We start from the raw sequence: 12,915 nt of genomic DNA, 5'->3' as shown, positions 1-12,915 counted from the left end.
AATAAAAGCCGCTCAATGAGCGGCCCATATGGTTAATCTTTCCAAAAAGGGAAATGACCGTCCCACTGCTAAGGTAACGGTCATTTCCTATTCCGTATTACCGACAGCCGACCGCCTTTGAAGCGGCAAGCCCGGCCGTAGATGTTCGCATCTGCGGTCTTTTAGTCTTAAACCCGATTAAACTCGATCCAGCCGACTTGCAGACCCGGCTTGACGAAGTCGAGTTTCAGCTCGTAGTATCCGGCTTCCAGTTCGACCTTCGCCAGCTTCTGGCGGATCCAGCGGCCGTCGGTGCCGTTGGTTTGGATAGTTGTCGCCAGTTGGCCGTTCAGCGTTAAATTGCATGCGCTTTGCGCCAAGTTGGTGTCCGGAGACATGATGCTCACGATAATCCGGTATTCGCCGGCCTCCCCGACTTTCATATAAGATGAATCGCTTGCCGATGGCTTCACTTGCGGATTCGCGGACAGGTCGTGGGCTTGTCCCGCTGAAGGTACGGAGCTGGCGGCAGCGAATGTATGCACCGTTTCCTCGATGACTTGGTCACGAGAGAATACCGGGGCCTTCATCAGGAAGCGGCAGATGTTTGCCGCGCAGCGCTGCAGTTCGCCGCGAGTCAGAGTACCGTTTTCCAAGGATTCCAACGTGTTGTCCTCCATGGAGTTGATCTCGGCGCCGTAGTTATTGACGACCATATACAGATCGTTTTGGGACCGCACCATCCAGTTGGTGAACTTGACGTCCTCCGGTCCGCCGTGGACGACATCATTCATTTTCGCCCACCAGTCCGTCATCACGATACCGGCAAAACCCCATTCCTTACGGAGAATGGTCGTGTTCAGGTCATAGTTGGAAGCTGCCCAATGACCATTGACCGGATTGTACGCGGTCATGATGGAAGTTGCTCCGCCATCTTTGATGGCGATTTCGAAACCCTTCAAGTAAATCTCCCGCAGGGCGCGCTCCGAAACAACGGAATCCACTTTGCTGCGGTATTTTTCCTGGTTGTTGCAGGCGAAGTGTTTCAACGTGGCGTTGGCCCCGCCTTTATGGATGCCGCGGGTGCAAGCGGCGGCAAATATCCCGGTTACTAACGGATCCTCGGAAAAATATTCGAAGTTCCGCCCATTAAGCGGGCTTCTGCGAATATTGAGGCCCGGTCCCAGCAGAGCGTCTATTTCGTTGCTCACGAGTTCTTGCCCTTCCATCACGTACAGTTCCTCGACCAGTTCCGCATCCCATGAAGCAGCCAAAAGGGTGCCGATAGCCACTTGGGTTGCTTTTTGCCCGCTATCCATGCGAATGCCCGAAGGGCCGTCCGCCGTGCAGCCGACAGGAATGCCGAATTTGAACAGGTGGTCGCTTACCCCGCCGAAGGCTGAAGCCGTTCCCGGCGTAACCAGCGGACTGCTCATGCCTTCCCCGCGAACGATGGTAGCCAAATCGTGATCGCTGAGCTGGGCGATGAAGGCGTCCATGCTCACCTTTTGCTCATAAACATCTTTCAAGGTATAGCCTTGATCGTCCGTTTGCTCTAAGGATTCCGGCAGGTTCGCGGCGATCCGTTCAGCCAGGGATACCGTTTGCGTCGGCACAGGCTCAAAGATCAGCTCATACGTGCCGTCTTCCCGCCGGGCGCCCGGCTTCATCCGCGTGAAGCTTTCCGTCGGCGCCAACGCCTCTTCCATCTGCTTCACCACTTGCAGCTCGTCCACAACATATCCTTCGCGGCCATCTATAGTGACTTGCGCCACATTTTTAACGCTGTTGCCGACGAAAATACGGTACGTGCCCGCCTCCAAAACATACGCCGAAACATGTCCGGTCACGCCACCGTCATCATAAGCAGCCATGGCCGTCACCGGAAAACTCACGGTCAGACGCTGCGATTCCCCCGGCTGAAGGAGCTTGGTTTTCCCGAAGGCTGCCAACGCTTTGACGGGCCGGCCCAATTTGCCTTGAGGCGCTTCATAGTAGACTTGAACGACTTCTTTACCCGCATAAACGCTACCGCTGTTGGTAACTGTCGCTCCGGTCTCCACGCAGGTGATGCCGTCTTTTTCGGTCAGCTTGGCTTCTTCCGGCACAACGGTAAACGTGGTATAGGAAATCCCATAACCGAACTCAAACTGAACCTTATCCGGACAAAAAGTTTCAAAGTACCGGTACCCCACATAAATGTCTTCCTGGTACAGGTTCTTATCTTCATTCTCGTAGTTGCGGGTGGAGGGATAATCATCGATGGAATAGGCGATGGTGTCGGTTAGTTTACCGCTCGGGGTCACGTCTCCGACCAAAACGTCGGCGATGGCGTTGCCCCCTTCCATGCCCCCCTGCCAAGCATAGATCACGCACGGAATCGGATGTTCATAACTCTCGTCGTTCATCCAGCGCATGTCGATAATGTTGGATACGTTCAGCACAACCGCCGTCTGTTCAAAATGGGCCGTCACGTGCCTCAGCATCTCTATTTCGTCGGCGTTCAACTGGTAGCTTCCTGGCTCGTCAGCGTTATCCTGATCCTCGCCAGCGGTACGGCCAATGACGATGATGGCCTTGTTCGACTGCTTCCTCGTTGCGGATACCAACTCATCGGTAAGCGGCATTTCTTTTTGGTGCCAAGGCTCCGCCGCCCAGCCTCCGCCGCCGTTGTCGAAAGGATTTTGCTCAATCCATTTTTCATAGACGGACGCCAGCTCTTCATTTACCGCAATGCTGGCTTTCTGCCGCAGCCCATCCAGCAGATTAGTGGTATGGGTAACGTGGACGCTGCCCCCTGAGCCCGTACCGCTGCGGTAATAGTTGATCTGCGTTCTCCCGAAAATCGCGACGTTATCGCCCTTTTGCAAGGGTAAAACGTTGCCCTCGTTCTTCAAAAGCACCGCGCCTTCGGCGGCAACCTTCCGGCTGAACTCGGCAAAGCCTGGTAATGGTACTCCCCATCTCTCTGTATTCACTTGTATCCTCCTGATGTCGTAAATGCGGGATCGCCTCGCTGGCGGCCGCAAATTTACCTTTCCGCCCAGTCCGCGAACCCATTCCTTTCACTATAATGAAATTCCCCCGAAAGATCAAAGAGTAACCGAATATAAGATGTTACAAAAAGGAGGTTGTCCGGAAATCGTCGGCACATAACCAAAAATGACCGTCTCCACAAGGAAACGGCCATTCTGTTATATCGCTGCATACTTGCACAACTATTTTTTCGTCACTCTGAAATTTTCTTCAATCAGCAGCCAGTTTTGCGGAAAGCTGAGTCCCAGCTTCCAGTAGCTGATGCCCCGCAATCCCAGTTCCTTGAGCAAATCAAATTTCGCCTGGATGGAGCGGGCGTCCTCAAACCAAACCTGATGTTCTTTGCCATCCTCGTCCCGGTAGCGGAAATGCGGAGCCTGCGCCTTTTCGTCGTAGGATATATGGACCTGATGGTCGCGGGCGACGGCGATGGCCATCTGGGGACTGAGGGCTTTGGCATAAGCTCCACTTGGCACAAAAGGAAGCGTCCAGTCGTAGCCGTACAGGTTTTGGCCCATCATGATTTTCTTGGCGGGCATTTCCGTAAGTGCATACTCCAACACATTCCGCACCGGACCAATAGGCGAAACCGGCATCGGCGGACCACCGCTGTAGCCCCATTCATAGGTCATGATGACGACGAAATCGACGATCTCCCCATGGGTTCTATAATCATGAGCCGTATACCATGCTCCTGCTTGGGTTGCACTCGTCTTGGGCGCCAAAGCCGTCGAAATCAGCAAGCCTTCCTCATGAATCCGGTTTGCGGCCTTACGCAGAAAGCGGTTATAGGCTTCCCGGTCTTCAGGGCGAAGATGCTCCAGATCAAAATGAATGTCCCGAAAGCCTAGCTTACCCGCCGTCCTGATGATCGTGTCCAAGAGACGATTCTGGACCTGCTGGTCATTCAGGATGACACTCCCCAATTCGGCGCTGAACTGGCCTCCCTCCAGATTGGTCATCACCATCATGAGCACGGCACCGTTCTCCTTAGCCAAGACAGGGAGACTGCCCAACGGGGGCGGAGCCAGCGTTCCATCCCGCCTGATGCGGAAGCTGAACGGTGCGAGATAGGTCAAATGGGGAGCTGCTTCCCGGGCGGCGTTAAGCAAAGCGGGTGACACACTGTCACCCCGGGGCTCAATATACGCGTTGATTTCGGCGAAACGCCGCGGTTTGGGCGGAATGTAGAGTCGTTTCCCTGGTGATACAGAGCCGGTAGGGGAAATATGATTCGCGTCCGCCAACGTCTGCACCGTAATGCCATATTTTGCAGCAATGCTGTTTAAGGTATCCCCATCGCGCACCCAATAATACGAGCCGACGATGGGAATCACCAACGCTTGGCCCACGACCAACTCAATATTGGGCGGCAGTTCGTTGGCTTCCGCGATTTCCTCTACTGATACTCCATAGGTTACCGATATTTGATGGAGCGTTTGCCCGGGTTGGACCACCTGAATTTGCATCGAGAGCTTTCCCCCTCATGAGACACGCCGATTTTTTTGCATCTCTTATGGGTATTCGCGCGAGGACTATCGTTATGCCACTTTGGGTCCGAAGTTACTCTGGACTTACTGCCGACATTAGCAGACCTTATTTCACATAAATGACAAATTAACTTTATTTAAAAACCATCCATTTTGGAATAAAATTGGAAAATGAAAATGTAAATTTTTAACTTTTAGCAAAGGATGGACTATACGATGGACAAACCGGTTTTGGAAGTAGACGGTCTCGTCAAGCGTTATCGTTCTTTTTCCCTAAAACATGTCTCATTCAAGCTTAACCGGGGAGATATCGCAGGTTTCATAGGAGCCAACGGTGCCGGGAAAACAACGACTATCAAATCAATTCTTAATATCATCAACTATCAAGAAGGAAAAATCCTGTTTAACGGCGAGGAGCTCACAGCGGGCCGGGAAGATTTGAAAATCCGTATCGGTTACGTTGGGGAAAACAACCAGTTTTACGAAAGCGTTGAAATAAAGACCATCTCCAATTTCGTAAAATCCGTCTACAAGCAGTACTGGGACGACAAACAATTTGAGAGGTTAACCCGAGAGGTATTCGAGATTGACCTATCAAAAAAAATGCGGGAGCTTTCCAAAGGGATGCGGACTAAATTTTCGCTGGCCCTGGCCCTTTCCCATAATCCCGAACTTCTTATTTTGGACGAACCTACCTCAGGCCTTGACCCCATCGTACGGGATGAACTGCTGGATATTTTATACCGCCTGTCCAGAGAACGCGGCACCACCTTGTTCTTCTCGTCTCATATAACAGATGATATCGAAAAGATCGCTAACTCCATCATTTATATAGATAGCGGAGCAATCATCTGCGATACGACAAAAGAAGAGATAAGCCGGAGATTTAAGAAGGTTGCGCCTGATCAAATTACCGATGCAAACCTACAGAGTCTTTTTCAGAATAAAGGTTTTCACACAAAAGGAACGATCATTGTCGATACGGATAGTCTTGGCGACGATTTATCCAAATATAGCGAATTGAACTTTAAACATCTTGTTCTGGACGAAGTTCTGCTTTATCTGAAGCATGCCAATGCTCAACCTAATGTTCGCTGTTAAATCTGCCCGTCACGGAGGTGATAAAAGCATGATAACCATTCTAAAAAAAGATTTCGCCATTAATAAGAAATATATTTATATCGCGATTCTCTATACGATTCTGTTTCCGTTCGCCTTAAAACTGGACGGCGGCGGCAAGACCTGGTTTATGAATGTTTTATTGCCCCTCGTAAACGTCGGGATCATTGTTGGAAAGTCCTGCTACATCGAGGATTCGCAGGATGTGAAAGTGTTCTTGCGCTCCCTGCCAATCCGGGAGTCCACGATAATTGCATGCCGATATATGGAGGCCCTGCTTATCTTGGCGATTACGCAAATTTACATTTTGGCCGCGCAGTACTTTCTTGTAGATGATTCCTATACGGATATGATGCGGATTTCCTGGTTGAGTGTAGCCTGTTTTTTAATCTACTTCTCGATCTATCTGTTTCTGTATTTTTGGAAGAACTATTTTTATGCGCAAAATTCCGTGTATGTCATGATTGGGCTGTTTTTCGTTATCGGCATTCTCGCCAAAAACTCGCTGGATCTCAAGATCGATTTCCCGCCGATTCTATCAACGCCCTTCATAATCATCGCAAACCTGATCGCTTTTCTCATTTATGGCGCAAGCTATAAGTTGGCAAAGGAAAAAGCCAGTAAAGCATAGAATCACCGCCGCTTGAGTGAAAGAGAGGGAACCTATGAAGAGGCCGATGATCTATACATTGGGATTTATCACGTGCTTCATCCTTTCTTGTGTAAAAAGGAAAGTCTACACTTTTTCTGATTTCATGAGCAGTGCCAATTTCATTTACATGGTCAAGTTTTTGATTTTCTACGTCTTTTTAATCTCTTTCGTAATCGTGATCCGGACACAGATCAAAAAAAGAGTTAGTCGGCAGTGAGGACTATTTTCATAGCATTCGGTATACGCAGTAAAAAACAACGATCACTCCCCCATATCCGGTGGAAGGCGATCGTTGTTTTTTTGGAATCGTGTCGTCTGTTTACTTCACCAATTGACCGCGGGTAACGCCCAACTGGTTTGTCGCTTTAAGCGTCTTCCACACTTTTGTTCCGGAGATTTGTCCAGCCAGCGCTTGTTGATACAGGTTAAGAACTTCCCTCACCTGTGCTGGGGTTTCCTCCAGAAACTCGACCCGGTAGCGGTTCACGCCAAGGTTCAAGAATTCTGGCAAATATTCGGCGCCTGATTGATCGATGGCGTTGTATACCGTGTTGCGGCAGCCTTCGTCCACCCGGACCGGGTGGGACATGCCGATGCGGTCCCGCAGGGATGCCCGCTGTTCTTCGCAGGGGCGCCCGCAGTTGGTGTAATTGGTACCCTCGCTCATGAAGGTGCAATATACGCAGTGCTCCGTATGGTACATCGGCAGATGCTGGTGGATCACCAACTCCAGCTTGGAGGCATCGGTACGCCGGAGCATGTCGACCATTTGCTGAATGTTAAGGTCGTAAGACGGTGTCACCCGACTAAGGCCCGCCTCCAGGAACAAAGCGACGGTTTTATGGTTAGCCGCGTTCAATGAAAAATCGCCAATTAGCTCCGGCTTCGGATCATCCGGATGGGTCAGCCGATGCTTCATGAAGTAGTAAAGCGCTCCGGTATTGCGGACCAGAACGGCATCCGGCTCAAGCTTGAGGATGTTGTTAAAATAGCCCGTTTCCCCCGGCATATGAATCCGCGGTGTGGCAAGAGCGATGCGCTTGCCTGCCTTCCGCACGGCTTCGACCGCTGCGGGGAATTGTTTGATGAACTCGAAATCGGCATAAATGAAGTCGATGCCGGCGGCGAGAGCCGCGTGCACCTGCTCGAGGCTGCGGCAGAGCGCCGTCAGCTCCGACGCGGCGGAGCCAGGCGCGGCTGGCGCAGCGCTAAGCGCCGCATCGGCGTAGGCGTCCACGCCGCTGCGCAGCGTGTAGCGCCGGGGCGCCTGCCGCGCCGCCTCGAGCTGCTCCACGGCCTCGCGGCGCATGCGGTTGAGCTCGCGCATCGGCACGATGACGTCCCCCTGCAGGCGGACGTCGAGCTCTGCGAGCTCGAAAACCGTGCCCCCGAGCCGCCCGAGCTGCTCGCCCAAAACGGCCTCATCCAACGGCCGTTTCAAAGCAGGCTCGAGCAGCGGCTCGGACTCCACCTGGACGGACCGTTCTTCGCGAACGTCCGTCCAGACGGTTTTCAGCGGCTGCCCCGCCGCCCCCGTGACCAGCACTCGTACCGGATGCACCCGGTACGGCTTATCGGTCTCGAAGGTTTGGCGCAGCCGCTTGTCCAGGTGCGGGTCGCTGGTCTTCCAGACCCTGTCGCCGACATGCACCCGCGACAGGTCCACATCGCTGCGACCCGGCACGATCTCGATGAGGCCGCCCGCGGCCTCGCCCTCCAGCTTTGCGCCACGGCGGCGCAAGTCATACACTCGGCCGCCCTCTTCCTTCTGCGTCGGATCCCCGGCGTCGAACACGATACCGTCGCCCCGCTTCAGCGGCGCATCCAGCTCGCAGACGACACCGTCCCGCAGAATTTGCTTCACCCGGCCGAGGAACACGCCCCGGCTTTTCGGATACGTTCCCTCCACCAGTTGCTTGTTGTTCGTTCCCTTAAGAAATCCGTAAGTGAACCCGCGGGAAAAGCTTTGCTCCAGCTCCCGCAGCTCTTCCTTCGTCGGCCCGCTGGTCTCGCCGGCAAAATAACGATCAATCGCCTTGCGGTATTTACTGGTCACGTTAGCCACATATTCGGGGCTTTTCATCCGGCCTTCGATTTTAAAGGACGTAACCCCCGCCTCGATTAGCTCCGGAACCAGCTCAATGGCCGCCAAATCCTTAGGAGACAGCAGATAAGAAATATCCCCCATCGGCTTGTGCACGCCATCTACCATCAGATCGTACGGCAAGCGGCACGCTTGGGCGCACTCGCCCCGGTTGGCAGAGCGTCCGCCCCACATCTCCGATGTCAAACATTGTCCCGAATACGATACGCAGATCGCTCCATGAACGAAAATCTCCATCGGCTGCTGCGCCTGCTCCCCGATGGTCTGGATTTGCTTCAGGTTGTTTTCCCGACCCAGCACCACCCGTTCGATGTCAAAAGGTTTCGTAAACTCCACCGCTTCCGGCGAAGTCACCGTCATCTGGGTCGATCCGTGGATCGGAAAATCCGGTGAAAGCTGGCGGATCAGCTTTACCAACCCCAAATCCTGAACGATCACCGCGTCTACGCCCGCATGAATGCACATCTCGATCAGCTCTTGCGCATCCGCCAACTCGTCTTCAAAGACGAGGATGTTGAAGGTCAAGAACCCTTTTACGCCATATAAATGAAGGTACGACATAATCTCCGGCAGCTCCTCGCTGCGAAAATTATTCGCCCTCGCGCGAGCGTTGAATTTTTCCACGCCAAAATAGACGGCATCCGCTCCATTGGCTACCGCCGCCCGTAAACACTCCCAATCTCCTGCTGGAGACAACAACTCTATATCTTCTCTGCGAACTTTCCGCATGGATTCCTCCGTGTGAACTAAATTACAGCATCCGCTGCATGTCCAGTTTACCGGAAAAACCCGTCGGATGCCACTGGGCAACGCTGCCCGGCAACCCAATTATAGGCGAAACGGGTAAATTGACTTAAGGTATCCTAATCCATAAAACGGATGGTCTCCGAAATGGCATCGATATGATCATGAGAATATTAATTCACTTTTCTTCTAATCACAAACGCTCTTTCGTCTTGTTCAAACCCACAGTTTTTATAAAAACCAATAGCGGCATTGGACGATGTCAGCATATACTTGATCTCTTTATCCCCTAGCTTTTCGATTAATAGATCCATGAGGTTTTTTCCAATGCCGAGCCTTTGGAATTGTTTATGAACGGCTAATTCCGAAATATAGCAACTATAAGAATAATCCGTTAATGCTCTTAATACTCCAACCAATTTGTCGTCTTCCCAAGCGGAGATGATTTCATCTGCGTTGTCTATCATTGTTTGAATTCTTTCAAGGTTATCTATCGATCTGTTAATACCGGAATTCGTAAATAGCTCTACCAGTTCTGAAGCGGATATCGGCTTATTCATTGCGTAGGTAATTGTCATTTTTTAGTCTCCCAAGAGTTTTTTTCATTTCAAATCCTCAAGAAAAACCTTGCTGCCTTTAATGGTTGGATTAACATGAATACTTTTCAGCATTAAATAGCCTTGATTTTGGAATCCAAACAATTCAACACCTTTACTATATGAATAGGACCTCATTATCACTACAGGAGCTTGATTAGGCAGAGCAAATGTATACTCCATGCCGTCCCTTTTAAGATAGTCGTGGAAAGCATCTGCGTTCAGATAAAATTCTCCATCGAGCAACAGCAACGAATACTCGGTTCTCATATTGGGGTATATGCTAAAAGCGCTCGATTCTAACCTATACTTTTCTGATTTTCTCATGATTAATTTGAGCTGTTGCTCGGACAATGGCAATTGAAGAGCTCTGTAATGAATTCCCTCTGCAATACTCATAATCTTCGATATTCCCAAGAGCAAAAGCCCGCCGATCACACTAACAAGTACAATTAATGTACTCTTATCTGCAAACCCAATCATTATTCCAGAAACTAAAATGACGAGAGAAATAATTGAAAGTGACTCTTTCACTTAGCCCCTCCTTTTAACAGTTCCTACTTCTTTGAGTAACTATAATAGCTGTAACCGCTTTCCGCCCCAATGGAATAGACTCCCAAAACCTTTTCCAAGTTGCGCCTTTTCCCAAAAAAAAGCAAAAAAAGCCGCCCGCCCCATGACGCTGCACGGAGTGGATGGCTTTTTCTTTTATCGGCTTCCCATTTAACCCTTAGGTGCTCCTATTTCTCCCCCTTCGGGTTGTTCCACGGATGTTCCGTTCCATGCCCCAGCTATGTTGATGTAGGCATACTTTCCATCCTTGCTTATCCCGATAAGCTGTGAATTTTCGGGCACAACGACATTTGCAACCTCATCCTGCCCACCGGTATCCGCATCCCACAGCTGCATCACCGCACCATAACGCCCGGAAAGGCCGGTAATATGCAAATACTTATGGGTACCGGGTATCCACATGCCCCAATTGGACATCTGTATCTTCGTGTCCATCACCGATTCATCCGTATAAAACGCGCCGTCGCTGTAAATGCCATATTTTCCGTCATCGGTAAAGCTGACGGGATAGGCATCGCCGGAGGGCTTGTTCCAGATGACCACTCCGCCTTTCGCAACATCGTAAGCCAAAAGCCGGCCATCTCTGTCAGCCGTCGCCGACATGTTGGTCACGATACGTCCGCCGTACGGTATGAATCTTACCGGCTCATAACCGCCATTCAGAGGATCTGTCTCCAATACTCCGTTCAATGCGCCGCTTAATCGCTTCATGCTGCCGTCGGCTAACCGGTATACGATCAAGTCGAGAGGTTTCCCTTTGGGTTCCTTCTGATCACCGGCCGCGATCAAGAGCAGCGAGTGGTCCTTCGTGAATCCCGTGCCAAACACGTAACCCCCTACGTCTACGGAATAAGCCGTTTCGCCCTTCGCCGGAGGACTTCCGGCATTTTCGGATGCCGTATAGAAAAACCCACGGGTATCAGCGACAAAATGGCCAGGCCCTTCATAGCTGGTGAACAACTTCCCATCATAAGCAGTCAGCATGCCCGATTCCGGATCCACAAGGTTGTATAGGCGTTCAATCGGTGCGTCGCATTCGCAGCTTTCGGTATAACGGACGGCAAAAACAGGGCCGTCAGAATCGCCATCGGTCTGCAGGGGGTACGGCTTCGCAAGATCCGCCACTTTCTCACTCCCTTTTCCCTCCAAAGAGACTCGCCAAATCTGGCCCGCCTTTGATACGATCACATCCAGAACGGCAGTCCGTTCAAGAATCGTACCGGAGCTGGTCCTCGCCTTGCGGGCATCCAATACAAAGTTACCCCCGGCCACGGTACTTGCCGTCACCAACACCTCCGTGTCACTCTTCCATTCGAAAGTCAGATCGGGAATCTTCTCGCTAGAACTCTCATATGGGGTTTGAATCTTCGATAGATTCCCTCTCAACGTTTTCTCGACCGATTCTCGATTCATCGGCTCCGCGAATGACATCGCAAACGTTTGGGTTCCTTCCGTAACCGATATAGCGATCCGATTCCAAACCCGAATCCCCACTTTGGGTTCATCTGCCACCGTGATGGTCACCTGACTCGCCAACTTCGGATTCCATTTCACTGCCTGCGGACTTACCGGCGGCTTACCTGTCGGCTCGGGTGAAGAGCTCTCTTGCGGGGCAGGAGTTGCAGTCGGAGCAATCGTCGGAACGGCCGTTGGCTGAGCCGTCACTACCGGCATTGGAGAGGGATTCAAGACCGTCGTCTTTTGCAACTCCCAGCCGGAAAAACGGAACACCAGCAACCCCGCCAGTGCGATGAAACAAACCGTGACGGCCGAAGGGGCAAACCACGGACGCCGCCGCTTGATGCCTCCGGAAGCAAACCCCCTGCGCTCGATTTCCCGGGCCAAGTCTCGGGTAAAGGTCTTTTCCTTGAAAACCGGCGACTTCAGGCGGTCATACCACGGAATCTTTTGCTCGTTCATAGCGCAACTCCTCCTCTCTAGCTAGTTCGTTCATTTTCGCCCGGGCCCTGGACAGCTTGGATTTGACGGTGCCTTCCGGCTCGCCCAATATTTGTGCGATCTCTTTCACGCTCAATTCGTACTTTCCGTCGAGAAGCAGCACCTCCCGATATTTTCCGGGTAGCTTCAGCACTTGCGTCCATATTTCATCCGCAAACATATTTTCCATGGCTTCCTCTTCCGCCGAAGGATGGCCCGAGGATGGCGCAATGAACTCTACCAGCGTCACCCGGCGAAAAAAGGATGAGCGCAGCATGCTGACAGACGTATTGCGAGCTATGGAAAACAGCCATGTTTTAAAGGAAGATTCTCCGCGGAAGGCACCGATTTTTTGCAGTACCTTAAGGAATACCTCTTGGGTGACGTCATCCGCTAGATCTCTTTTTTTCGTCATCAAAAAAGCAAAGTTCCACACCTCTTGACCATAGGTCTCCATCAACTCGCGGAACTGGGGAACGTCCAGATTGGAGGCGTGCTTCAAATACTCTTCCTTTTCCACTCACCTTCACCTCAAAGGATTAGACTACTAAAGCCCCTCTCAGGTTGCATTTCTCCCGTAAAAAGGCAAAAACCCTCCAGTCTGCACGGGACGACCCGCCTCAGCACCGGAAGGCTTGCTCTTGTAATGGCTTATGTCCAAAATGATTGATGATCTTAAAGATC

At 51.5% G+C, this 12,915-nt stretch carries 9 protein-coding genes; 2 read left to right on the top strand and 7 right to left on the bottom strand.

Going from position 1 to position 12,915, the window contains the following annotated elements; genetic code table 11:
• Window positions 1-167 precede the first annotated feature (167 nt).
• Complete coding sequence (locus TJ79_RS22010; protein ID WP_040952506.1) at window positions 168-2,957, bottom strand: glycoside hydrolase family 3 C-terminal domain-containing protein; 2,790 nt, start codon at window positions 2,955-2,957, stop codon at window positions 168-170.
• A gap of 240 nt (window positions 2,958-3,197) precedes the next feature.
• Window positions 3,198-4,484: a glycoside hydrolase family 18 protein gene (locus TJ79_RS22005; protein WP_040952505.1), complete on the bottom strand. Its 1,287-nt coding sequence runs from the start codon at window positions 4,482-4,484 to the stop codon at window positions 3,198-3,200.
• 237 nt (window positions 4,485-4,721) lie between these two features.
• Between TJ79_RS22005 and TJ79_RS22000 the strand changes: the two genes are divergently transcribed.
• On the top strand, window positions 4,722-5,606 hold the full coding sequence (locus TJ79_RS22000) for an ABC transporter ATP-binding protein (RefSeq protein ID WP_052339862.1): 885 nt from the start codon (window positions 4,722-4,724) through the stop codon (window positions 5,604-5,606).
• Between the two features lie 28 nt (window positions 5,607-5,634).
• Window positions 5,635-6,255 carry an ABC-2 transporter permease gene (locus TJ79_RS21995; RefSeq protein ID WP_040952504.1) on the top strand — a complete coding sequence of 207 codons (621 nt, stop codon included), beginning with the start codon at window positions 5,635-5,637 and terminating at the stop codon, window positions 6,253-6,255.
• Window positions 6,256-6,595: 340 nt separating this feature from the next.
• Here the strand turns inward: TJ79_RS21995 and TJ79_RS21985 are convergent, their stop codons facing one another.
• From TJ79_RS21985 to TJ79_RS21965, 5 genes are all read right to left on the bottom strand, one after another.
• Complete coding sequence (locus tag TJ79_RS21985) at window positions 6,596-9,109, bottom strand: U32 family peptidase (protein ID WP_040952502.1); 2,514 nt, start codon at window positions 9,107-9,109, stop codon at window positions 6,596-6,598.
• Window positions 9,110-9,297: 188 nt separating this feature from the next.
• Window positions 9,298-9,702 carry a GNAT family N-acetyltransferase gene (locus tag TJ79_RS21980; protein WP_040952501.1) on the bottom strand — a complete coding sequence of 135 codons (405 nt, stop codon included), beginning with the start codon at window positions 9,700-9,702 and terminating at the stop codon, window positions 9,298-9,300.
• Window positions 9,703-9,726: 24 nt separating this feature from the next.
• Complete coding sequence (locus TJ79_RS21975; RefSeq protein WP_040952500.1) at window positions 9,727-10,254, bottom strand: hypothetical protein; 528 nt, start codon at window positions 10,252-10,254, stop codon at window positions 9,727-9,729.
• A gap of 189 nt (window positions 10,255-10,443) precedes the next feature.
• A complete protein-coding gene (locus tag TJ79_RS21970; RefSeq protein WP_040952499.1) occupies window positions 10,444-12,213 on the bottom strand; it encodes a PT domain-containing protein in 1,770 nt (589 codons plus the stop codon).
• Window positions 12,185-12,751 carry an RNA polymerase sigma factor gene (locus tag TJ79_RS21965; RefSeq protein WP_040952498.1) on the bottom strand — a complete coding sequence of 189 codons (567 nt, stop codon included), beginning with the start codon at window positions 12,749-12,751 and terminating at the stop codon, window positions 12,185-12,187. Before TJ79_RS21965 ends, TJ79_RS21970 begins: the two co-directional genes overlap by 29 nt.
• Between the last annotated feature and the right edge of the window lie 164 nt (window positions 12,752-12,915).

Origin of the sequence: Gorillibacterium massiliense, assembly GCF_000455485.1 — a bacterium.
Taxonomy (GTDB): Bacteria; Bacillota; Bacilli; order Paenibacillales; family NBRC-103111; genus Gorillibacterium; species Gorillibacterium massiliense.
The sequence above is the reverse complement of the archived record's forward strand: the minus strand, read 5'-3'. Positions and strand labels throughout refer to the sequence as shown.

What these genes read in the sequence shown, in the direction of transcription:
- TJ79_RS22005 (WP_040952505.1), bottom strand. Translation starts at nt 4,484, where the DNA reads ATGCAAATTCAGGTGGTCCAACCCGGGCAAACGCTCCATCAAATATCG.
- TJ79_RS22000 (WP_052339862.1), top strand. Translation starts at nt 4,722, where the DNA reads ATGGACAAACCGGTTTTGGAAGTAGACGGTCTCGTCAAGCGTTATCGT.
- TJ79_RS21995 (WP_040952504.1), top strand. Translation starts at nt 5,635, where the DNA reads ATGATAACCATTCTAAAAAAAGATTTCGCCATTAATAAGAAATATATT.
- TJ79_RS21985 (WP_040952502.1), bottom strand. Translation starts at nt 9,109, where the DNA reads ATGCGGAAAGTTCGCAGAGAAGATATAGAGTTGTTGTCTCCAGCAGGA.
- TJ79_RS21980 (WP_040952501.1), bottom strand. Translation starts at nt 9,702, where the DNA reads ATGACAATTACCTACGCAATGAATAAGCCGATATCCGCTTCAGAACTG.
- TJ79_RS21970 (WP_040952499.1), bottom strand. Translation starts at nt 12,213, where the DNA reads ATGAACGAGCAAAAGATTCCGTGGTATGACCGCCTGAAGTCGCCGGTT.